Origin of the sequence: Chryseobacterium sp. SNU WT5 (assembly GCF_007362475.1) — a bacterium.
Lineage (GTDB): Bacteria > Bacteroidota > Bacteroidia > Flavobacteriales > Weeksellaceae > Kaistella.
Window position 1 is genome coordinate 786,514 of the sequence record NZ_CP041687.1, and the last position, 23,907, is coordinate 810,420.

Here is a 23,907-nt window from a genome sequence, read left to right on the forward strand (position 1 = left end):
TTAAAAGCTATCGTTATAATCAGAAATTTTACAACATTCGCCTCCTGTTCTATCTTAGAAAATGAAAATATTAGAAAAATGAAGAATCTTCTACTTTCTTTAATCTCAAAAAGTTGTAATTTTGCCACCTATGAAAAGATGGTATCTCTACCCTTTTTCCCTAGGTTATCATTTGGCAACGTCCGTTAGAAACATAATGTATAACTGGGGAATCTCTAAATCAACCCAATTTAAAACCCCGATAATCAATGTCGGGAATCTTTCTGTGGGCGGCAGCGGAAAATCACCAATGGTCATGTATATTGCCGATCTATTATCAAAACATTATCGAACGGGGGTTTTGTCTCGTGGGTATGGCAGACTGACCAAAGGTTATGGCATCACGAATTACGACAGCAATTATAAAACAGTGGGTGATGAAGCTATGCAGCTTTTTGAACGCTTTAAAAACAAATTCGTTATCGGTGTTTCTGAAGAACGCGTTCCTGGAGCCAAAAAGATGATCAGCGATATGGATCTAAATGTGTTGGTTTTAGATGATGCATATCAGCACAGAGCCATCAAACCAGGATTTAATATTTTAATGACGGATTATAATGATCCTTATTTCAAAGATCATCTCTTGCCCGCTGGCGATTTGCGTGAAAGCAGACGTGGTGCAAGACGTGCACAAATTATCATGGTTTCTAAATGCCCAGATGATTTAACGGACGAGAAAAAGCAATATTATATTTCCCGAATTAAACCTCAGCATTATCAAAAGGTGTTCTTCTCGAGCATTGGATATGATGAAAATGTTTATTCCAGAGACAAAATGTTACCTGACAATAATTTAGGATATTACGATATTTTATTAATTACGGGAATTGCCAATCCTAAACCTTTACTTAAACATTTAGCTCGCTTTTCACAAAAAGTAAAGCATTTGAAGTTCCGCGATCATCATAATTTCTCCGATCAGGATATCAAAAATATCGTAGAAGAATATAAGAAACTGGGTGAATATAAACTGATTCTCACGACTGAAAAGGATTATGTACGACTGAAAACTTTTGATTATCTTAGAGATCTTGTTTATTACTGGCCTATCAATGTGGTTATTGACAAGAAAGAAGAGTTTAATCAAATCATCCTTGACTATGTTGAGAAGAATTAAAGAGACTGCCAATTTTATTAAAAATATTATTCAGGACACTCCTGACTTCGCCATCATTTTAGGTTCCGGCTTAGGAAAACTTAAAGATGAAGTAGAGGCGATTCATATTTTAGATTATTCTGAAATCCCTCACTTTCCACAAACTACGGTAACTGGACATGGTGGGCAATTAATCTACGGAACCCTAGAAGGTAAAAAGGTACTGATTATGAGCGGGCGATTTCATTATTACGAAGGTTACGACATGCAAACGGTAGTTTTCCCTTACCGCGTTTTTCATCTTTTAGGAATTAAAAATCTGATCTTATCTAATGCTGCAGGTGGCGTAAATCCTGCTTTCAAGGTAGCAGATGTAATGATCATTAACGATCATATTAATATGATGCCGGAACATCCCTTAAGGGGTAAAAATCTGGATCAGCTGGGACCTCGATTTGTAGACATGAGCGAACCTTACAATAAAAAAATGATTGAAGTCGCGGTAAATATTGCCCAAGATTTAGGTATTTACGTGCACCAAGGTTGTTATGTTGCTTTACAGGGACCGACCTTCGAGACTCCTGCAGAATACGGTATGATCAAAGCAATTGGTGGCGATGCAGTTGGAATGAGTACAGTTCCTGAAGTGATCGTTGCTAAACATCAAGGAATGGACTGCTTCGGAATTTCTATCATTACGGATCTTGGCGGACCCGATATCGCATTAGCAGTTTCACATGATGAAGTATTACACGCCGCTGAAAAAGCAATGCCGAATGTTATTAAAATCGTAAAAGGTTTGGTGAAAAACTATAATGTTTAATCTTTCAAGGATATAAGTACAAAAACGCATCTCGAAAAGATGCGTTTTTATTTTGGAAACGATTGATAAATACTTCTTATTTTACTCGAACATAAATATGTCGGATATTATTCACACCTGTCTCGCGCTCATCGATTTCAATTTTACCAATACTTTTAATTAAAGGTAATAATTTAGGAAAACCGAAGTTTCTGGGATCAAAATCAGGTTTCTTTTTGATAATAAAACTCCCGAGGTTTCCAAGAAAAGTCCACCCATCTTCATCTCCTAAAGCATTGATGCTTTCTGTAATCAACTTTATATTGCGCGAATCAACTTTGCTAAGCGGTTCTTTTTTTGTTTTGGGTTTTTCCGCTTTTTTGGTAGGAGTATTTTCAGAATCTTTCTCAGAATCCTCAGTATTGTTTAGTATTTCCAAATAAATAAATTTGTCGCAGGCAGAGATAAATGGTTTTGGCGTTTTCTTTTCCCCAAATCCAATAACGGTCATTCCGGCTTCGCGCAGTCTGGTCGCAAGTCTTGTAAAATCACTGTCACTGGACACAATACAGAAACCATTTACTTTCTCAGAATATAAAATATCCATAGCATCAATGATCAAAGCACTATCGCTGGAATTCTTACCCGTAGTATAGCTGTATTGCTGAATGGGCGTAATTGCATTTTCAAGAAGCACGTTTTTCCAGCCCGAAACCGTAGGCTTGGTCCAGTCTGCATAAATTCTTTTGATGGTTGGCGTTCCATTTCTGGAAATCTCCTCCAGCATTTCTTTTACGTTTTTATAGGGAACATTGTCCGCATCGATGAGGACTGCTAATTTATCGTCGGTCATATAATGTTATATTTTATCTGTTTTAAAGTCTATTATATTACTGTTTAAACCCAAATTTACATCATTTTTCCTAAAGCGTTAATAAATAATGACTATCCCAAACCCATTACTTAATTTTGTACTGTGGAATCAAACCGAAAAATAATTCATGTCGATATGGATGCGTTCTACGCTTCTGTGGAGCAACACGACAATCCGGAGCTTCGTGGTAAACCTTTGGCGGTGGGTGGTGGAATGTACGGTGTAGTTGCCGCTGCAAGTTACGAAGCACGAGTATTTGGAATCCGTTCTGCCATGCCCGGACGACAGGCTCTAGAAAGATGCCCTCACTTAATTGTCGTAAAGCCTCGTTTTAATAGGTATAAAGAAATTTCCCAACAGATCAGAAGCATTTTCTATGAATTTACCGATCTAGTAGAACCTCTTTCTTTGGACGAAGCCTATTTAGATGTAACGGAAAACAAAAAAGACATAGAATCCGCACAGGAAATTGCAAGGCAAATCCGCCAGCGAATTTTCGAGGTAACAGGTTTAACTGCTTCTGCTGGCATCTCTGTAAATAAGTTCTTGGCAAAAGTAGCTTCTAATTACCGTAAACCAAATGGGCAGAAAACCATTCATCCCACTCAAATATTGGAATTTATGGAAGAACTTCCTATTGAGAAATTTCATGGTATTGGAAAAGTGACTGCTAACAAAATGCACCAGCTTCATATTTATACTGGTAAAGAATTAAAGGAAAAATCTTTGGAAGAACTTAGCAGTCTTTTCGGGAAATCTGGGCAATACTATTATAATGTAGTGCGTGGAATTCATCACAGTAAAGTAAAACCAAATCGCATACAGAAAAGTGTAGCCGTAGAAGAAACCTTCTGGGAAAATCTGGTTGATGAAGAGGCTGTTTTTAAACAATTACAAATTATTAGTGAAGATTTAAATAACCGCCTTTTGAAAAAAGAAATCAAAGGGAAATCCTTAACATTGAAAATTAAATATAAAGATTTCACCGTTTACACCAGAAGCAGAACACAGGAGGAATATTATGGAAATGCGCAAGATTTCTATCTGACTGCACAGAAACTTTGGGAACTCCGACCTTTTGACAAACCAGTTCGCCTGCTGGGACTATCACTTTCTAACTTGAATACGCAGGAGAAAAAACACATTTCTGTTCAGTTGAAAATTCCATTCGAAGAGTTTGAATAGGCTTAGAATTCCAAAATTATTTTCATTATCTTTATTCCTTCAGTCAAGAGTGAAATTCAAAGTAATTTTACTTCTTTACCTACCAAATAACTTACTCATGAACGCTACGATGATTCAATTCTTCCATTGGTACTCAGTTGGAAATGCACAGTTATATGACCAAATTAAAGACTCAACAACTTATCTAAAGGAATTAGGAATTTCTGCAGTTTGGCTCCCACCTTCATACAAAGGTGCTGGCGGAGGTTATTCAGTAGGTTATGATCCGTATGACTTATTTGATCTGGGCGAATTTGACCAAAAAGGCACAGTCCCGACAAAGTACGGAACGAAAGAACAATACCAGGACTGTTGTAAAAATTTACAGGAAAATGGTATTTCTGTGATTGCCGATATTGTACTGAATCATAAAGCAGGTGGTGATGAAAAAGAAAAATTTAATGCGGTAAAAGTTGATCCCGAAAACCGACAGATCAATATATCGGAACCTTTTGAAATAGAATCCTATACCAAATTTACCTTTCCAGGAAGGGGTGAAAACTATTCAAATTTTAAATGGAATTATCATTGTTTTTCCGGTGTGGATTTTGCCGAAGGACAAGAAGCTGGAATCTACCAAATCATCAATGATCATGGATATGGTTGGGAAGAAATGGTGTCGGATGAAAAAGGAAATTACGACTATTTGATGTATAATAACGTCGACCAAAGAAATCCTTTCGTACGTGAAGAATTGAACAAATGGGGAAAATGGTATCATGATCAAATACATTTTGATGGTGTTAGGCTAGATGCAGTAAAACATCAGTCACCGGAATTTTATCAGGAGTGGTTGTATGCATTACGTACAAACACAGGAAAAAATATTTTTGCAGTGGGCGAATATTGGGCACCAGGAGAATTGCCTCTTTTAGAAAAATATATTGAAGCTACTAAAGGATCAATGAGTTTATTCGATTCCTCCTTACAGCATAATTTTCATGAAGCTTCTTTGGCAGGAGCAAATTACGATTTACGTAAAATATTTGATAACACTTTGACTCAAGCAAATCCCCTTCTGTCAGTTACTCTGGTGGACAATCATGATACGCAGCCTTTACAAGAACTGGAAGCCCCCGTAGAACAATGGTTTAAATCTCTAGCATATGCATTAATTTTACTCCGACAAGATGGCTATCCCTGTATTTTCTATCCGGATCTATTTGGCGCCCATTATACCGACAAAGATAAAAATGGGAATGACCAGGAAATTTTTTTAAATATAGTAGAGAATATTGCAGAATTGTTAAAAGCTCGACAGTTATTTGCGTACGGAAATCAACGTGATTATTTCGAAGATGCTGATTGCCTAGGGTGGATTCGTGAAGGTGATCATGAACATCAAGGTTGTGCCGTAGTCTTGAGCAATAAAGATGCTTACCATAAACCCATGGAAATGGGCACGCAATATTCTGGACAAATTTTTTATGACTTTCTAGGATGGTTTCAAGAGAAAGTAACTATTGATGAAAATGGCTGGGGAAACTTCCCTGTGCCAGCAGGAAACGTATCGGTATGGGTTTGTGAAAATTAATATTTATCAGATATATTAGTAGTTTCTTAACATATTATCTTTTCCTAACATCTTATCTTTGTTTCATTAAATTAAATAAATGAATAATAATACTAATATAAAAGCTTTTGGAACTGCATCTAAAGATGAAGATTTAAAAGAAATGATCATTGAGCGACGAACGGTACAACCAAAAGATATCGAAATTGATATTTTATATTGTGGGGTTTGTCATAGCGACTTACATACCGCCAAAAACGATTGGGGCGGCACAAAATATCCTGCAGTTCCAGGTCATGAAATTGTGGGAAGGATTACAAAAGTAGGCAGTGAGGTGACTAAATTTAAAGTTGGCGATTTAGCAGGAGTTGGCTGCTTGGTAGATTCCTGCCGCGAATGCGACAGTTGCAAAAAAGATTTGGAACAGTATTGCCTCAATGGTTCTACAGGAACCTACAATGGAAAAGATAAATATTTGAATCAGCAGACTTTCGGGGGATATTCCGAGAAAGTCATCGTGGACGAAGATTTCGTTTTGAGAATTCCAGAAAATTTAGATCTGAAAGCAGTTGCACCTTTACTCTGTGCCGGAATAACCACATGGTCTCCACTTAAGCATTGGAATGTGAAAGAAGGAACTAAAGTGGCTGTGGTAGGTTTAGGTGGGCTGGGTCACATGGCGATCAAGTTGGCAAAAGGTTTAGGTGCTGAAGTTACCTTGATTTCCCGAAGCCCCAATAAAATTCAGGATGCTTTGGATTTAGGTGCTGACGCCGTTGTAATTTCCACCTACGAAAATGAAATGAAAGCTGCAGCTGGAAGATTTGACTTAATCATCGATACCGTTCCTTACGATCATGATATCAATCCGTATCTCGCTACACTTAACATCAGTGGGACTTTAGTCTTAGTAGGATTTATCGGTCAAATGGAAGATGCGCTTTCTACGCCACCAATGATCTTAGGAAGAAGATCAGTTGCAGGGTCTGTCATCGGAGGAATAAAAGAAACACAGGAAATGCTCGATTTCTGTGGAGAGCACAATATAGTATCTGAGATTGAAACAATCGAAATGCAGGACATTAATAATGCCTACGAAAGAATGCTGAAAAGTGACGTTCGTTACCGTTTCGTAATTGATATGCAGTCTTTAAAAAATTAAATTTTCCTCACTAATAAGTAAATCCGGTTGATCAGTCAGCTGGATTTTTAGGTATTTATTTTAGAATTTTCTCAGCAATTTTTTGAGTTCCGTCAATGGGTGTGGTAATTTTTAAACCGAGAACATCCGTTACTACTGGGTAAACGTTTACATTTTCAAACTCACCAATTTCTTTATTATTTTTAAAGGCTGGACCAAAAACAATGAATGCAGCTTTCATTTCAGGAACCTTGTAGGAATTGTAACCATGTTTACCCAACGAAGTATTTTTGCCTTCTTCTAGAAATATTTTGGGTGCTTTTGGAACAAGAAGAATCTGTCCAATTCGGTTATACCGATCATCCTTCGGTGAGAATTTTAATTTTTTAGGGAATCTTTTGTCCAAATAAACATCGTAGTAAGTGCTTTTGTGTTTTTTTAACTCGCGATAAACTGATTTCACTTCTGCTGCATTTTTCACAACAACTCTCATTAAAGTCTGAGCATTATAGAAGTCAAAACGATTTTTATCAAATAAGATTGCTGGAATTTCAAGTGGGTGATCACGATCTACTTTTATCAGTCCATGGTCCGCAACGAAGATATAATTCACATTTTCCAATCCTAACTGATTGATTTTTTCTACCAGATCTCCGATTGCACGATCGACCAAATGTACCGCGTTCTCCGTTTCTTTTGAATCGGGCCCGAAACGATGTCCACTTCCATCTACTTCCGGAAAATATAAACTGATAAAATGGGGCCTGCGTTCTTCTGGTAATTTTAACCACTCAATCACTTTATCAACCTTTTCACTGGGCGAGAATTTTTCATGATAATGATAATAATATGTTGGTCTTACTCCAGCAGCATCACTTGCTGAACCCACCCACATCATCGATGCAGAAATCATTCCCTGTTTCTCTGCTAAACTCCAGAGAGGGGTCCCACCATACCATGAACCATCTTCTGCATTTTCTTTGCTGCTCATTTTATAGAATTCTTTCTTCTGATAATCATAAAAAAAATTATCGATCAACCCATGATGAGCTGGATATAAACCCGTAATCAGACTCCAGTGATTGGGAAAAGTAATGGAAGGAAAACTGGGCAACATCGCTTTTGCAGATACACCACTTCCAGCAAATTTCAAAAGATTTTTAGCATTATACTTTTTAGCATAATCATATCGGAACCCATCCGCAGATATTAAAATAACGTAAGGTTTTGAAAATACCTCAACCGAATTTTTTCTATTTAAATCAACAACTTGCGCCGTATCAGTTTGGCAAAAAGCATCAAGAAAACTTAAAATAAGAAATAAAAAAATGAATTTTTTCATGATATTAAATAAGTACAAATTTACTTTTTATAAACAATTGAACCGGCAAACTTTTTATTAATAAAACGCAACAGGAACTAAATAAGAATATTATACTTAAAAGCATAATAATTAAACTCATTTTTGTGTTAAATAATACTACATTTGGGACGAAATTAGGTACTTATATGAAAAAAGCACTACTCTTTTTATTTTTCTTTATTTTCTTTAATTCTTTTGCACAACTCGATCGTGAACATTGGTTTGCCCCAATGATGGATCGTATAGGAAATAGCTCGACATATCAATCTATCTATATATCTACTAATGATCCCGTTCCCTTTAATGTGGATATTTATAACAATAATGTTATTGTTAGCTCAGTAATAGTTAGTAAAAATAATCCGGTTAAATATAGCATCCCAAGAAGTGAACGAAAAAGAATTATTACTACAAGTCAATTTGATTTATTCAAACCTGTACCAATGGGTTTTTATTTAAAAGGAGATAAACCATTTTTTGCAACATTAAGGTTTTCAATAAAAAATCATGGTGAAATTCAAACTTCAAAAGGAACGGCTGGTCTCGGTAAAGAGTTTCGTGCGGTTATGGCTCCAATAAGCGTAAATAATAGAATTCTAAGTTTCATGAACAGCATTATGGCTACAGAAGACAGTACAAATGTTACCATTACTGATTTCAAGCCTGACGTTCAATTTTCCGACTATATTCCCAGGACTCAGATCAATTTTACTTTAAATAAAGGACAATCCTACATTATTGATGGAACAGGCGATTCTTCAAATAACTATACCGGATACATTGGGGCAAAAATAGTATCAGACAAGCCTATCGTGATTGCAAATGGCAATTTTAATGGGCAGTACGCCGGAGACTTTGGCGGTTCTTCAGATATTTTAATGGACCAAAGTGTACCAATCGATAAATTAGGACAGGAGTTTGTCTTAATGAAAGGTAATGGCGAAGTTAGTTCTAATATGGAAAAAGGACTGATTCTCGCTACTGAAGACAACACAGAGATTTATATTAATGATGGTACTATCCCGGCGATCACCCTTAATGCAGGTGAACACTATGTGACCGATAATTCCTCCTACATCGACCAGGGATCGGATCATTATAATATGTTTGTCAAAGCCACAAAAAATATCTACTTATATCAATTATTAGCTGGTGCTAATGCTTTAGAAGGAACAGAGCAGGCAACAGGTGGTTTTAATTATGTCCCACCGCTCAATTGCTATCTGCCACAAAGAATTGATGAAATTGGTAATATCGATGAAAATGAATACTCATCTAACGGCGTTATTTACAGTTTAACTGTTCGTACTAAGCTAAATATCATCACAGAAAGAGGTGCCACTATTGACGTCCTTAGAAATGGAATATCCTTACCTTTAAATGTGAGCAATGGCCCGTTTGATGTTTTGGGTAATGCAAATTGGGTAACCTACTCTATTCCGAACATTACGGGGAATATCGCAATAATTTCTTCCAATGCTGTTACTGCTGGAATCTCCGCTGGAAATGATGCGGTTGGATATGGAGGCTACTTTGCCGGATTCTCCTCAATTCCATTGATTGTTAAATTAGAAAGCGACTGCTTACCAGATGTGAAACTAGGGGTTACACAAGGTTTCAAGTCGTATTTATGGTTGCTGAAAGTTGGTAACACCTATATTCCAGCTCCTGGTGAGAATGATAAATATTTTTACAAGCCATCTCAAGCTGGAATTTATGCCGTGCAGGTTCAACAAGGTTCCTGTACTGAAGTTCAGACTCCTGATTTTAAATTTTTTAATTGTACAACTTTTACAAATGATGACTATAACATCTGCTCTGAGGTAGAAATCACTCCTAAATTTGGTTTAAGTTCCCAAACTATTAAAAACGGTACAGTACAAATAGAAAACATTCCGACAAAGGGTACTGTCATTATTAAAGCTGATGGAAAACTAGCCTATACCGCGTATCCAAATACTTTTGGAATTGATACTTTCAAATATAAATTTTGTGGTATTGGAGATATTCCTGATTGCGAAACGGTTCAGGCAACCATTCACATTAATCAAATTGTAAAAAAAGATGCGATACTAGAGGCATGTACGTCCAACGGTATTGCAACTTATGATTTAAGTTTGGCCTCCGTAACAGCCAACAATACAGTTAAAAAAAACTACTACCTAACAGAAAATGGAGCGGAAAATGATATAATTTCCGAATTGATCAGTAATTTTGCCAACTTTTCCTCAGCAGACCAGACTCTTTACGTACGAATGGTAAATGATTTCGGCTGTATTGCCATTGCAAAAATTAAGCTTCAATCGAAATTACCAGCTGATGTAAAACCCGAACTATACACTAAAGTTCACTGTGATGAAGATATTGATGGAATAATTGATGGAATTTACAAAGTCGATGTGCAAAATATATCTGCAGTTGTTTTACAAAATCCAGCTGATTATTATCTATCATACTACGAAACAGAAATTAAGGCATTAGCTGGATTAAACGATGATATCAAAACTATTTACAGTTTTTCTGCTAACGATAAAATATGGATCAGAGTGGAGCCAAAAAATGGATGTAATATCGTTATTAGGGAAATATCTCTGCAAATTGGTGTTAAGCAGTCTATCACTTCGGTAGTCAATGAATTCTTATGTGATGATAATTTCGATGGAATTAGAACCGCAAATTTATCCGACTACATTGCGCAGTTTACACATGACAATAGCCTTAGTTTTAGTTATTATCAAAATTTGACTGATGCTAAAAATAAAAAAAACCCTATCCAAAGTGCTGTAACCATTACTAATTCCGGACAATATTATATCAGGTTTCACTCACCGATCCTGTGTGATGAAATCGGAACTTTGAACTTAACAGTCAAAATTCCTAAAAAATCTACCACACTAATTGACCAGAAGATATGTCCAAATTCTACGACAACCTTAGATGCTGGGCCCAATTATAGCAGTTACTTGTGGAGTACGGGAGAAACCTCGCAAAGGATCAAAATTCCTATTGGTGAATATTGGGTAGATTTAACTTTTGATGGCTGCAAATACAGACAGAGAGTTTCCGTATCTACAGTTCAATTACCGGAAATCCAAGTTGTAGAAATTCAAAATGGTACGGTTACCATCTTAGCAACTGGGGGGAATGCACCTTATCAATATTCGTTGGACGGTTACCATTACCAAACCTCTAATATTTTCAACAATGTGGCGCCGGGTAATTATACCGTTTATATAATTTCAAGCGACTTATGTGATCCGGTCACTACCAACATCGACGTTATGCAAATTTTAAATGTCATTACACCCAATGATGATGGTAAAAATGATATACTGGACTACTCTACTCTGTTGAGAAAAGACGAACCCTCGTTGCAGATTTTCGACCGGCATGGTATTTCTGTCTTCAAAGGAGACAAGGGTAATCGCTTTAGCTGGGATGGTAAAGTTGGCGGCAGAACGGTTTCCTCAGGATCGTATTGGTACGTCTTACGGTGGAAGGAACCACACTCCGAAACAATGACCAAACTAACTGGCTGGATATTAGTAAAAAGCAGATAGATTATTTTTCTAGTTCAATATAGCTGGACTATTTACTAAAAAAAACCTGAATTCAAACGAATTCAGGTTTAGATATCTTAGTAAAACCTACTTATAAAAGTACAATTTCATTTAATACTTTCTTGGTTTCTTCTTCAAGTTCTTCTAAACCGTCATTATTAAAAATAATAAAATCAGCTAATTTGATCTTATCTTTTTCCGGCATTTGCTTAAGCATGACCGACTCTACTTCTCGGTAGGTCTTATCGTCTCGATCCATCACTCTTTTTAGTCGGCAATTATCATCCGCAGTAATCAAAAGTGACTTAAAACAACTTTCATTTAATTTCAATTCAAATAAAAGTGCTGTTTCCTTAAAAACAAAAGGAGTCATTTGCTGGATGACCCAATTCTCAAAGTCAATTTTCACTGCCGGATGAATTAATGCGTTTAAATTTAACAATAATTCATCATTTTCAAAAACAAGATCAGAAACGTATTTTCGGTTGTATAAACCATCTTCATCATACGCATTTTCACCCAAAAGTTCTTTGATCTGCTGTTTAAGAGGTAAATTATCATTAACAATAGTTTTCGCCCGAATATCTGAATAGTAAACAGGGTATCCTGCTTCTTCTATAAATTTCGATACTGTTGATTTCCCCGAGCCAATTCCGCCCGTTATTCCAATAATTTTTGTGCTGACCCTGGGTTCGGGTTCGTCGTTAATCATATTTTATTATTTAATTTTTCTAATTTTAATAACCAAAAACCTCATTCATACTGAAGGTTTCATCTAATCTTATTCCTTTCTCCGTCATTTTCAAACTCGCCAATTCATTATGTGCATCGTGTTCAAAAAACAACAAATACTCATTATCAACACACTGTTTTAGAAACTTTGCCTTTTCTTCCATGGTTAAAAGCGGACGAGTATCATAACCCATCACATAAACCTGTGGAATATGCCCAACAGTCGGAATTAAATCCGCTGCGAAAACAATTGTTTTTTCCTGATACTGAATCACTGGAAGCATTTGCTTTTCTGTGTGTCCATCCACAAAGATAACATCCATTTTTAAATCTGGCGCAAAACTGTAGTTTCCATTTTGTGGAGTTGGCAAAAAATTTAATTGTCCGCTTTCCTGCATCGGCATAATATTCTCCTTCAAAAAACTTGCCTTTTCTCTTGGGTTGGGTTCGGTTGCCCATTTCCAATGTTCTTCATTCGTCCAAAAATGGGCATTTTTAAAAGCAGATTGATAACCGGTTCGGTCATCGTTCCATTCTATTGCGCCACCACAATGATCGAAATGAAGATGCGTCAAGAAAACATCCGTAATATCATCTTTTATAAAACCATATTTTTTCAGGTTTTTATCCAAAGTATCATCCCCCCAAAGAGAGTAATGACCAAAGAATTTCTCATTCTGTTTGTCACCCAAGCCACAATCGATAAGAATCAGTTTTTTACCGTCTTCCACCAAAAGTGATCGCGTTCCCAAATCAATCAAATTATTTTCATCAGCAGGATTGGTCCGTTGCCAAAGCGTTTTCGGCACCACACCAAACATGGCACCACCATCTAATTTAAATTTTCCGCACTGTATAGGATAGAGTTTCATAAAATTTTAATTTTTTCTTGATATATTTTAAACGCAAAGAGTCGCAAGGATTTTTTTCTTGCTACTCACTATTAAGTTCGCAAAGGCGTTTCACTCAGCGAAGGAGTACTCTTTTATAAATTATTCGCTATTCTTTTGACACCATTTTTAAATAACACGGAATGAAAATTAAGAACCATCCCAAGTTTAAGTTTTGTTATTCTTAAATAATTCAAAAGCTGATAAGTATGATAACTGTTAATTTCTGGAACAGCTTTAATTTCTATAATTACTTTATCTTCAATTAAAAGATCAACTCTGAAAGCTTTTTCGATAAGTAAACCCTCATATTCTACAGGAATATCTTTTTGATTCTCAACTTTTAAACCGTTTCTCTTTAATTCATAAACTAAACATTCTTCGTAAACTGCCTCATAAAGACCAATACCGAGTTTTCGATGAATTTTTAAACCCGACTCAAATACTATTTTCGAAATTTCATTTTCAGTCATTTTTCAGTCATTTACCGTTAAGATCTTTTACTCAAGCCTTGGCTAAGTGAAACGCCTTTGCGATCGAATAGTCACAAATATATTAAAATCTCTTTGCGTCTTTTGCGTTAAAGAATTTCTCTTGTTTAAAGTAAAATCTTTCAAAACAATTCATCCGGTCTTCTCGGCACTGCAATCTGCAAATGTTTATACGCTTTCTCCGTCACCTCTCTTCCTCTCGGCGTTCGAATAATAAAACCTTCCTGAATCAAAAATGGTTCATAAACCTCTTCCAACGTTTCCGGATTTTCTCCAATTGAAGTAGCCAACGCCGAAATCCCCACCGGTTTCCCACGGAAATTCTCTATCATCACGCGCATAATTCGATTGTCCATATCATCCAAACCGAATTCATCGACATTCAATGAGTTCAAAGCAAATTTCGTAATATTAATTTCAATTTCACCGTTTCCTTTGATCTGGGCAAAATCGCGAACTCTTCTCAACAACGCATTTGCAATTCTGGGCGTTCCACGACTTCTTCTGGCAATTTCCAACGCAGCATCTTCGTAGATTTTAATATCTAAAACACGTGCACTTCTTTCAATAATAATTGATAAAAGTTCAATCGTGTAATATTCTAATCGTGATTGAATGCCGAATCGTGCTAACATCGGTTTGGTCAACATTCCACTTCTTGTAGTTGCACCAACTAAAGTAAAAGGATTCAATCCGATCTGCACACTTCTCGCATTGGGACCACTTTCCAGCATGATGTCAATTTTATAATCTTCCATTGCAGAATACAAATACTCCTCAACAATCGGAGAGAGTCGATGAATTTCATCGATAAATAAAACATCATTTTCTTCTAAATTCGTCAGCAATCCTGCTAAACTTCCAGGTTTATCCAAAACAGGACCCGAAGTTATTTTGCAGCCAACTCCCAACTCATTTGCGATAATATTGGCTAAAGTAGTTTTCCCCAATCCAGGTGGACCATGCAAAAGTACGTGATCCAAAGCGCCACCACGGTTTTTCGCGGCTGCTACAAACACCTCTAAATTATCCAAAGTCTTGCGCTGTCCGGCAAAATCCTGAAAGCTCTGCGGACGGATTTTCTCCTCGTGGATCAATTCATCTTCGGAAAAATTCTCTTTATCGGGGTGTAGGAAATCTGACATTGTAATATTTGAAATCTTTCAAAGATAATATATTTACAACAAAAGGTCAGAAACTTGATTGCAAAAATTTTTTATCCTTGAAAAAGGATTTATATTTACTTGATATGAAACATGCAGTTTTTTTAGTGATGTTTTTTCCAGTTTTTCATTTTGCCCAAATGGAAACAGATCGACCTGGAGAAGGAACTGCCAGTACGGTAATTTCCCCAAAAACAATTCAGTTAGAAAGTGGAATTATTTATAACAGAAGCGAAAGAGGATTCACCTCGGATCATCTTCTTCGTTTTGGACTGACCGAAAAATGGGAAGTTCGTTTGCAAACCAATCAAAATTTTAGCGATTCCTCTGAAAGCTCTTATGGCTTTTCGTCAAAATATAATTTCTTACCTGGGGAAAATTCTTCACCATCTCTAACTTTGATTGCAGATACAGATTTTAAATTTGAAGAATATTCTTTTATATTGGCTTCGGATAAGGAGTTAACAGAAAATTTCGGAAGTTCTGCAGGAATAGGATATTTAAAAGAAAACCTCGAAAATTACTTTTTCCTATCGTTTGGTCTGGATTATAGCTTCAACGATCGATGGGCAATATTCACCGAATATTACGGCTACTTTAATGCTGCACTTTCACCGGAACACGGCTCCGACTTCGGCATAACTTATTTGGCTTCACCCCGACTACAACTGGATTTATCTTTCGGAAGTAATGTGCAAAATATTTCTAATCAATACTTTTTGAGCACGGGGATTTCTTATCGATTCAGATAAAAATAATTTCTATAGAATAATTTAATGCGTAGTTACTTTACTACCCAATAATTGCTATTTAATCGCGAAAACACTCACAGTTTAAAACTCTAAAGTCGTAATTTTGCGCGAATATGTTTTCAACACCTCAAAAGCAAAGAATTGCACTATCAGCCTACTTCTTTTTATCTGGAATTTGTTTTTCTACTTTCGCTTCCAGAATACCCACTATTAAAGCAATTTTTAATCTTACGGAAGGAGATTTAGGAAGTTTATTAATGATCATGCCAGCAAGCGCAATTATCGGAATTCCTCTTTCAGGCTGGCTTGTGGCCAAATACGACAGCCGAATTCCTCTGCAATTAGCCAGTGTACTATTTCTGTTAGCTCTATTTTCTATAGGTTGGGGATTTTCACTGTTTGGTCTTGTACTATCTCTTATTTTATTTGCCATATCTCTACGGATTATTAACGTTGCAATTAATACGCAGTCACTTTCTATACAAGAAAAATTCGAAAAAAGAATCGTGGGAAAATTTCACGGTATTTGGAGTATTGGTGGTATTGTAGGCGTGCTCTTTTCTACCATCATGCTCGAATATAAAATTTCTATTTTCTGGCATTTCTTGATGGTCATTTCATTTGGCCTCCTAATAATCATTTGTATGTTTCCTTTTCTCATAAAAAATGACAAAGCCAAAACAAGCAATCCATTCAAATTCCAAAAACCCAGTAAATATATTGCCTTGTTGGGATTTATGGTTTTTTTCGCGGCAATTTGCGAGGGTGGAATGTACGACTGGAACGGTGTTTATTTAAAAGAAGTTGTAAAACAAGAAGTTTTCACTTACGGATATTTACTGTTCATGGTCTGCATGACGATTTCCAGATTGACGATCGATAATCTGATGGGACGATTTGGAATGCAAAATCTCTACATTACAAGTTCGGTTCTTATAATCTCGGGAGTTCTTATTGTTACTGTTTTCCCCACCCTTTATCCCGTTCTTACAGGCTTTTGCTTGGTGGGATTTGGAGTCTCCGGCCTTTATCCTATGACTTTGATCCTTGCTGGTAAGGCAAAAAAATATTCGATCCCCATTGTGATTTCCATTATCAGCACTTATTCGACGGTGGGAATGTTTTTAGGACCACCGATTATTGGTTATCTTGCAAGTGCATTTGGATTACAAAAAGCGTTTATAACATTTATTGTCGCAGGAATCATGTTTATTCCGCTTTCTAAAATGGTTTTTGATCATTTAAAAAAGACCGGTTAACTTTAAATTAAATGCATTTAAAACCATCATTAAATTACTTTATATTAACGCATTACGTAAAATAAACCGCAAATATCACAAAGATTTTTAGCATTTCTTATTAATAGATTTTGTGTTAAAGATAAAAAAAGTTGATGCAAAAGCGCTCCGCTTATTTGAACGTTAACAGGACTATTTATATGCTTTTTTCTTTTGTTACTTTTGTTGTTGAAAAAATTCAAATATAACCTGTTGTCATTCCTAAAGTCTTTTATATTAATTTTGAACAGAATTTAAAAATTACCTTAATGAAATTAATCGGTCCTTTCAAACAAATTGTTACGCTTGCCAATCTTCCTTTACGAGGAAAACTATCAGATGATCAGCTTGAAATAATCGGTGATGGCGGCCTTCTAATTAAAGATGGCAAAGTAGAAACTGTAGGTTCTTTTCAGAATTTAAAAAACCAATTTCCAAATATAGAAATCGAAAATATTGAAGATGAACAAATCTGTTTGCCAGCATTTACAGATTCTCACACGCACATTTGTTTTGGTGGAAATCGGGCGAATGATTTTGCGATGAGAAATGCCGGAAAAACCTATTTGGAGATCGCAGAAAGTGGCGGCGGAATTTGGAGTTCCGTGCAACACACGAGATTGGCGAAGGAAGAAGAATTATTAAAAACGATTTTAGAAAGAATCAATTTTCTGATTTCATTGGGAATCACGACGATTGAAATAAAATCCGGTTACGGTTTAGATGTTGAAAATGAACTGAAAATGTTGCGCGTTATTAAAAAAGCACAATCTTTTACAAAAGCGACTTTAGTTCCGACCTGTCTTTCGGCCCATTTAAAACCAAGAGATTTTGAAGGAAGTTCTCAGGAATATTTACAAGATATTTTAGATGAAATTTTACCAAAAGTAAAAGAAGAAAACCTGGCCAAAAGAGTTGATATTTTCATTGAAAAGTCCGCCTTTTTGCCGGAAGAAAGCAAAACGTTTTTATTAAAAGCAAAAGAATTAGGATTTGAAATTACGGTTCACGCTGATCAATTTACTTCCGGAAGTTCGCGAATTGCGGTGGAAGTTTGTGCAAAATCAGCAGATCATTTAGAAGCAACAATTGATGAAGACATCGAATTTTTAGCGAAATCAGAAACCGTCGCAACGGCGCTTCCGGGAGCGAGTTTAGGTTTGGGTGAAAAATTTACGCCCGCTCGGAAAATATTAGACGCAGGTGGAATTCTAGCCATCGCTTCCGATTGGAATCCAGGCTCTGCACCGATGGGAAATCTGATCGCACAAGCAAGTATTTTAGCGACTTTCGAGAAATTATCAACTGCAGAAGTTTTGGCAGGAATTACTTTCCGCTCAGCTCATGCTTTGAATTTAGAAGAGCGAGGAACTTTAGAAAAAGGAAAGAAAGCAGATTTTGTAACTTTTAAAACTGACAATTTCCAGAACGTGTTTTACCACCAAGGAAGCTTAAAAGCGGAATCCGTTTATATTGACGGCGAAAAAGTTTAAAAAAATCTTTATCTTTAAAACCATAAAAATTAGAACAATGAGCAACTTAGATATGTGGGAAGTTTTTATCCAGACAAAACCAGGACTTTCCCATAAACACGCGGGAATTGTGCAAGCCGCAACCGCGGAAATGGCACTTCAAGCAGCAAGAGATGTGTACACCAGAAGAATGGAAGGAACCTCGATTTGGGTCGTACCAAGTAAATATTTGGTGACTTCTGAAGGTGTTGATAAAGAAGCGTTTTTCGATCCGGCAGATGATAAACTCTATCGTCACCCGACTTTTTACGAAATCCCGAATGATGTGAAAAATATGTAAAACTAGAAATTAGATTTTAGAAATTAGAATTTAGAGATACACTCTACCGTCTAACTTCTAATTTCTCACTTCTAAAAATCTATCTTAATGAATCCACTTTTTAATTATACTTTAAAATTAGCCGACGACACTTTGATTTTTGGTCAAAGGTTGGGCGAGCTGTGCGGACAAGGACCTTATCTGGAAGAGGATATTGCCTTGACCAATATCGCTTTAGATTATCTCGGACAGTCTAATAATTTTTATAAATACGCCGCTCAAATTCAAGACGAAGGAAAATCTGAAGACGATTTGGCTTTCTTGCGTTTGGAAAAAGATTACCTGAATTGTCAGTTGACAGAACTTCCGAATGGCGATTATGCGCAGACGATTCTGAAAGTTTATTTCTTTTCGGTTTATCAGAAAATTCTTTACACAGAATTAATGAAAAGCAGCGATGAACAAATTGCCGCCATCGCCGAAAAATCTTTGAAAGAAGTAAAATACCATTACACCCATACTTCAACCTGGATCAAAATGTTTGCTGGCGGAACTGAAGAAAGTAAAACCCGTTTAAAAAGCGCAGTAGAAAATCTTTGGGAATATACCGGCGGAATGTTCGCTGAAACTCCAGGCGAAGGAGATCTGGCAAAATTAGATGTGGTTCCTGATGGAAAACATATTCACGAATTATGGACGAAAATTATCACTGATGATTTCCAAGACTTTGGAATAGAGATTCCTGAAAATGATTTCATGCAAAAAGGTTCCCGAACCGGCTATCACACAGAATATTTTGGTTTTATGTTATGTGAATTGCAGTATATGCAAAGAACGTATCCTAACTGCGCGTGGTAAATTTAAAAGCGCACAGATTCCACAGATTTCCACAGATAACTTTTTTTAAAAATCAGTGTAAATCAGTGTAATCAGTGAGAAACAAAATAATGCAAAATCTCTTAGAAATATTATCCCAAATTCCCGAAAGTGAGTTTATACAACAAACTTATCCTAACGACGCTTGGTAATTTTAAAAGCGCACCAATTTCACAGATTTTCACAGATTCCATTATTTAAAAATCTGTGCAAATCTGTGTAATCAGTGAGAAACAAAAATAATGCAAAATCTCTTAGAAATATTATCTCAAATTCCCGAAAGTGAGTTTATACAACAAACTTATCCTAACTGCGCTTGGTAAATTTAAAAGCGCACAGATTCCACAGATTTCCACAGATAACTTTTTTTAAAAATCTGTGTAAATCAGTGTAATCAGTGAGAAAAAAAAATAATGCAAAATCTCTTAGAAATATTATCCCAAATTCCCGATCCCGAAATTCCTGTCATCAATATTGTGGAACTAGGAATTGTTCGGGAAGCAAAAATGATTTCTGACAATGAAGTAGAAATCGTTATTACGCCGACTTATTCGGCTTGTCCGGCGATGTTTAATATCGAAGAAGACATCGTTAAACTCTTTAAAGAAAAAGGAATTCAGGCCAAAGTAATCACAAAAATCGCACCTGTTTGGACCACTGATTGGATTACGGACGAAGCTCGAGAGAAATTGAGAATATACGGAATCACGCCACCAGAAAAAGGAAATCACGAAGATCATTTAAACGTTCCAAAAAAATGCCCGAGATGCGGTTCTGAAAACACGAAACAGATCAGCCGTTTCGGTTCTACCCTTTGTAAAGCCAGCTATCAATGCAACGATTGTTTGGAACCTTTCGATTATTTTAAATGTCATTAATTCCATTTGAAAATGTGGTAATTTGAAAATTTAATGATTTAAAAACCATTATTCAAAGCATTATTTTAAATATAATTAAAGTTTTATCTTTGTTAAAATCCATTTTCAAATTAATAATATGTACACACAACTCGAAATAGAATCTCACCTGGATGGTAAATTACAAATCGCCTATCTTAATGACGAGAAAACTTATAACAGTTTAAATAAAACATTACTTTCTGAACTGAAAACTTTCATTCATGACGGAAGTCGTGATGAAAATATCCGTTGTCTTGCGATCTCAGGTCGTGGAAAAGCTTTTTGTTCCGGACAAAATTTGAAAGATGCCATGTCTTTTAGTAATCCAGAGGAAGATCGGGTGATTCAAAGAATGGTCATTGATTTTTATAATCCTTTGGTAAAAGAAATTGCAAATGCCAGAAAACCAGTTATTTCTTTGGTAAATGGACCTGCTGTTGGAGCAGGCGCCATGTTAGCTTTAATCTGCGATTTTACTTTGGCGACAGAATCTTCTTACTTTTCTCAGGCTTTTGTCAATATCGGATTAATTCCTGATACGGGTGGAACGTACTGGTTACCAAAACTTTTAGGAAGACAACAAGCCAATTATTTAGCTTTTACAGGAAAAAAACTATCGGCAACAGAAGCAAAAAACTTAGGATTGATTGCTGATGTTTTTGAAGATGAAAATTTCATAGAAAATGCGATGGGAATTTTAACTCAAATTTCAAATTTACCGACGAAAGCAATTTCATTGACGAAGAAAGCATTTAACGAATCTTATGAAAACAGCTTGACCAAACAACTGGATATCGAAGGAATTCTCCAGCAGGAAGCAGCAGAATCAGAAGACTTTATGGAAGGTGTTTCTGCATTTTTAGAAAAACGAACACCTGAATATAAAGGGAAGTAAATTAATTTGAAAATGAGATAATTCTAAAATTTGACGATGATGAGAAATGATAAAGAAAATATAATCGTTAATAAAACTTTTGATTTTGCCCTTAAGATTATCGAATTCTCAGAAATATTCGTTCACCAAAAGAGATTCTCATTAGCAAGTCAAATTCTTAAATCAGGTACTTCTATTGGTGCAAATGTGAGAGAAAGTCAGAACGCAGAGAGTAAAGCAGATTTTATTCATAAGATGAAAATCTCGGCAAAAGAAGCTGATGAAGTAGAATATTGGTTACTTCTCTGTAAGCATTCTAAGGTTTTAACTTCTCCTGATGAAGAAATGTTTTATGATTTAAAAGCAATTCAACTAATCCTCTCAAAGATTATTTCAACTTCTAAATCCTAATTATCAAATTAGCACATTATCAAATTTTCAAATTAAAATTATGAATATAGGAATTATCGGGTCCGGAACGATGGGAATTGGAATTGCGCAAGTTGCTGCAACTTCTGGTTGTGAGGTTTTTTTATACGATGCTAATAGCGCTCAAACCGAAAAATCTCTGGAAGGACTGCAAAAAGTATTGGCTAGATTAGTCGAAAAAAATAAAATCGATTTCGAAGAAAGTGAAAACATTTATAACCGAATAAAATTCTGCACGGAACTTATAGATTTTAAAGATTGCGATCTGGTCATCGAAGCCATTATCGAAAATAAAGAAATTAAGACTAAAGTTTTTCAACAACTGGAAGAAATTGTTTCTGACAAATGTATTATTTCGAGCAATACGTCTTCTATTTCAATCACTTCCCTATCTTCAGAATTAAAAAATCCAAAACGTTTTATTGGAATTCACTTTTTCAATCCGGCTCCTTTAATGCCTTTGGTAGAAGTGATTCCTGGATTATTGACGGAGAAAACTTTAGCGCACGAAATTACTGCTTTAATGGAAAGTTGGGGAAAGACTCCTGTGATTGCGAAAGATGTTCCGGGATTTATTGTGAATCGAATTGCGCGTCCGTTTTATGGTGAAGCCTTAAGAATTGCTGAAGAAAATATCGCAACGCCTGAACAAATTGATGATGCGATGCGCACTTTGGGAAATTTCAAAATGGGGCCATTTGAATTGATGGATCTTATTGGAATTGATGTCAATTTCTCTGTCACAAAAACCGTTTATGCCGATTATTTCTACGATCCGAAATACAAACCGAGTTTGCTTCAACAAAGAATGAGCGAGGCCAAATTACATGGTAGGAAAACCGGAAAGGGATTTTATGACTATTCAGAAAACGCTCAAAAACCAGCTCCAGAAAAAGACGACGAACTGTATCAGGAAATTTTCATGCGGATTTTATCGATGTTGATCAATGAAGCCGTGGAAGCAAAACGACTTGGAATTGCCAATGATGAAGCCATAGAATTGGCCATGCAAAAAGGCGTAAATTATCCGAAAGGTTTATTGCAATGGGGATTTGATATTGGTTTTGAAAAAGTCTCAGAAACTTTACAAAAACTGTACGACGAATATCAGGAGGAAAGATACAGACAAAGCCCTTTGCTGCGTAAAATGTAACAATATTTTTAATGTAACATTGTATCAATTTAACAATATAACAACCCTATAATAAACTAACATCCGTGAAAATCTGTGCAATTTGTGAGCACTAAATTATCGCACAGATTCCACAGATTTCCACAGAAAAAATTAATTATAACGCCATTAGAACTTGCTAATCACATGGATAAAAAAAAACGAACTTTCTGAATTATCAGACGAGAAATTAATTAAAAGAAGAGATTTATTAAAAGGAGTTTTAATAGGAATGTATATCGTCTGTGTTTTACTTATTGTTTTGCTTTTATACATCTTTTTCAAAAAAGAATTCAGCACAATATCGATTGCTACATTTATTCCGGTTTTCATGTTGCCGGTGATTACCTTGCCCTTACTTTTTCAAGTCAACACTTTAAATAAAGAAATCAAAGCCCGTAACTTGAAATAGAACCCGTTTTTTACATTTTCAAATTAACACATTTTCAAATTAATTTTATGACTCCACACGAACTCGCTCAATACCTACTCAATCAGGATCACTTCTCGCAACGGCTGGGTATCAAACTCATCGAAGTTCGGGAGAAATATTGCCTGATCGAAATGCCGATTAAACAGGAAATGATCAATGGATTGAGAACGGTTCATGGTGGCGTTACGTTTTCACTCGCCGATTCGGCTTTGGCTTTTTCGAGTAACAACACCAATGAAGCGTCTGTTGCTTTGCATTGTTCAATGAACTTTACAAAAGCCGTGAAATTGGGAGATACTTTAACGGCGGAAAGTATTCTGATTTCTGATACCAGAAAAACTGGGGTTTATGATATCTCAATTACGAATCAGCATAAAGTTCTGGTGGCCACTTTTCGGGGAACAGTTTATAAAATTGAGAAGAAGGTGACCGATTTGTAAAATACTTTGCAGCCCGACTTGAACGGAGCTCTTTTTTGCAAAACGAAGTGGCGCAAAAAAAGCGGGAGTGGAAGGCG

Annotated in this window: 22 protein-coding genes; 16 read left to right on the top strand and 6 right to left on the bottom strand. The window is 36.0% G+C overall.

The genetic code is table 11. From position 1 onward, the window contains the following. Window positions 1-130: 130 nt before the first annotated feature. On the top strand, window positions 131-1,156 hold the full coding sequence (gene lpxK, locus FNJ88_RS03695) for a tetraacyldisaccharide 4'-kinase (RefSeq protein ID WP_143851799.1): 1,026 nt from the start codon (window positions 131-133) through the stop codon (window positions 1,154-1,156). Continuing rightward, window positions 1,140-1,958, top strand: a complete 819-nt coding sequence (locus FNJ88_RS03700) for a purine-nucleoside phosphorylase (RefSeq protein ID WP_143851800.1) — start codon at window positions 1,140-1,142, stop codon at window positions 1,956-1,958. Before lpxK ends, FNJ88_RS03700 begins: the two co-directional genes overlap by 17 nt. A 76-nt stretch (window positions 1,959-2,034) precedes the next feature. Here FNJ88_RS03700 and FNJ88_RS03705 read toward each other — a convergent pair whose 3' ends face one another. After that, window positions 2,035-2,790 carry an NYN domain-containing protein gene (locus FNJ88_RS03705; RefSeq protein WP_143851801.1) on the bottom strand — a complete coding sequence of 252 codons (756 nt, stop codon included), beginning with the start codon at window positions 2,788-2,790 and terminating at the stop codon, window positions 2,035-2,037. A gap of 156 nt (window positions 2,791-2,946) precedes the next feature. Between FNJ88_RS03705 and dinB the strand changes: the two genes are divergently transcribed. From dinB to FNJ88_RS03720, 3 genes are all read left to right on the top strand, one after another. After that, window positions 2,947-3,996 carry a DNA polymerase IV gene (dinB, locus tag FNJ88_RS03710; RefSeq protein ID WP_262711472.1) on the top strand — a complete coding sequence of 350 codons (1,050 nt, stop codon included), beginning with the start codon at window positions 2,947-2,949 and terminating at the stop codon, window positions 3,994-3,996. 97 nt (window positions 3,997-4,093) lie between these two features. Then, window positions 4,094-5,569: an alpha-amylase gene (locus FNJ88_RS03715; protein ID WP_143851803.1), complete on the top strand. Its 1,476-nt coding sequence runs from the start codon at window positions 4,094-4,096 to the stop codon at window positions 5,567-5,569. 79 nt (window positions 5,570-5,648) lie between these two features. Continuing rightward, complete coding sequence (locus tag FNJ88_RS03720; protein ID WP_143851804.1) at window positions 5,649-6,710, top strand: NAD(P)-dependent alcohol dehydrogenase; 1,062 nt, start codon at window positions 5,649-5,651, stop codon at window positions 6,708-6,710. A 55-nt stretch (window positions 6,711-6,765) separates the two neighbouring features. On the opposite strand, the gene FNJ88_RS03725 is transcribed toward FNJ88_RS03720, so the two are convergent. Further along, window positions 6,766-8,031: an ectonucleotide pyrophosphatase/phosphodiesterase gene (locus FNJ88_RS03725; protein ID WP_143851805.1), complete on the bottom strand. Its 1,266-nt coding sequence runs from the start codon at window positions 8,029-8,031 to the stop codon at window positions 6,766-6,768. 167 nt (window positions 8,032-8,198) lie between these two features. Here FNJ88_RS03725 and FNJ88_RS03730 point away from each other — a divergent pair, with 167 nt between their 5' ends. After that, window positions 8,199-11,612: a gliding motility-associated C-terminal domain-containing protein gene (locus FNJ88_RS03730; RefSeq protein WP_143851806.1), complete on the top strand. Its 3,414-nt coding sequence runs from the start codon at window positions 8,199-8,201 to the stop codon at window positions 11,610-11,612. A gap of 91 nt (window positions 11,613-11,703) precedes the next feature. Here the strand turns inward: FNJ88_RS03730 and coaE are convergent, their stop codons facing one another. The 4 genes from coaE to ruvB all read right to left on the bottom strand — a co-directional run bounded on the left by coaE (window position 11,704) and on the right by ruvB (window position 14,870). Continuing rightward, window positions 11,704-12,324 (bottom strand): dephospho-CoA kinase, encoded by a 621-nt coding sequence (coaE, locus tag FNJ88_RS03735; RefSeq protein ID WP_143851807.1) that lies wholly within the window; start codon window positions 12,322-12,324, stop codon window positions 11,704-11,706. A 25-nt stretch (window positions 12,325-12,349) separates the two neighbouring features. Continuing rightward, window positions 12,350-13,216: an MBL fold metallo-hydrolase gene (locus tag FNJ88_RS03740; RefSeq protein WP_143851808.1), complete on the bottom strand. Its 867-nt coding sequence runs from the start codon at window positions 13,214-13,216 to the stop codon at window positions 12,350-12,352. Window positions 13,217-13,329: 113 nt separating this feature from the next. Further along, entirely contained in the window at window positions 13,330-13,707 is a 378-nt protein-coding gene (locus FNJ88_RS03745) for a GxxExxY protein (protein WP_143851809.1), read from the bottom strand. 140 nt (window positions 13,708-13,847) lie between these two features. After that, window positions 13,848-14,870 carry a Holliday junction branch migration DNA helicase RuvB gene (gene ruvB / locus FNJ88_RS03750; RefSeq protein ID WP_143851810.1) on the bottom strand — a complete coding sequence of 341 codons (1,023 nt, stop codon included), beginning with the start codon at window positions 14,868-14,870 and terminating at the stop codon, window positions 13,848-13,850. A 104-nt stretch (window positions 14,871-14,974) separates the two neighbouring features. Between ruvB and FNJ88_RS03755 the strand changes: the two genes are divergently transcribed. From FNJ88_RS03755 to FNJ88_RS03800, 10 genes are all read left to right on the top strand, one after another. Beyond that, a complete protein-coding gene (locus FNJ88_RS03755) occupies window positions 14,975-15,640 on the top strand; it encodes a transporter (protein WP_185145853.1) in 666 nt (221 codons plus the stop codon). A 113-nt stretch (window positions 15,641-15,753) separates the two neighbouring features. Next, window positions 15,754-16,899 (top strand): MFS transporter, encoded by a 1,146-nt coding sequence (locus tag FNJ88_RS03760; protein WP_143851812.1) that lies wholly within the window; start codon window positions 15,754-15,756, stop codon window positions 16,897-16,899. A 287-nt stretch (window positions 16,900-17,186) separates the two neighbouring features. After that, entirely contained in the window at window positions 17,187-18,410 is a 1,224-nt protein-coding gene (gene hutI / locus FNJ88_RS03765; protein ID WP_143851813.1) for an imidazolonepropionase, read from the top strand. Between the two features lie 37 nt (window positions 18,411-18,447). Continuing rightward, window positions 18,448-18,729, top strand: coding sequence for a 1,2-phenylacetyl-CoA epoxidase subunit PaaB (gene paaB, locus FNJ88_RS03770; RefSeq protein ID WP_039341363.1), 282 nt, complete (start codon window positions 18,448-18,450; stop codon window positions 18,727-18,729). Between the two features lie 87 nt (window positions 18,730-18,816). Further along, window positions 18,817-19,566 carry a 1,2-phenylacetyl-CoA epoxidase subunit PaaC gene (gene paaC, locus FNJ88_RS03775; RefSeq protein WP_143851814.1) on the top strand — a complete coding sequence of 250 codons (750 nt, stop codon included), beginning with the start codon at window positions 18,817-18,819 and terminating at the stop codon, window positions 19,564-19,566. 431 nt (window positions 19,567-19,997) lie between these two features. Continuing rightward, a complete protein-coding gene (paaD, locus tag FNJ88_RS03780; RefSeq protein ID WP_185145854.1) occupies window positions 19,998-20,462 on the top strand; it encodes a 1,2-phenylacetyl-CoA epoxidase subunit PaaD in 465 nt (154 codons plus the stop codon). 118 nt (window positions 20,463-20,580) lie between these two features. Further along, the gene (locus FNJ88_RS03785) at window positions 20,581-21,378 is read left to right on the top strand and encodes an enoyl-CoA hydratase-related protein (RefSeq protein ID WP_143851816.1); all 798 of its coding nucleotides are present in this window, start codon (window positions 20,581-20,583) and stop codon (window positions 21,376-21,378) included. A gap of 39 nt (window positions 21,379-21,417) precedes the next feature. Next, window positions 21,418-21,768 carry a four helix bundle protein gene (locus FNJ88_RS03790; protein WP_143853868.1) on the top strand — a complete coding sequence of 117 codons (351 nt, stop codon included), beginning with the start codon at window positions 21,418-21,420 and terminating at the stop codon, window positions 21,766-21,768. 40 nt (window positions 21,769-21,808) lie between these two features. Next, entirely contained in the window at window positions 21,809-22,939 is a 1,131-nt protein-coding gene (locus FNJ88_RS03795) for a 3-hydroxyacyl-CoA dehydrogenase NAD-binding domain-containing protein (RefSeq protein ID WP_143851817.1), read from the top strand. A gap of 477 nt (window positions 22,940-23,416) precedes the next feature. Next, a complete protein-coding gene (locus FNJ88_RS03800) occupies window positions 23,417-23,830 on the top strand; it encodes a PaaI family thioesterase (RefSeq protein WP_143851818.1) in 414 nt (137 codons plus the stop codon). Window positions 23,831-23,907 lie beyond the last annotated feature (77 nt).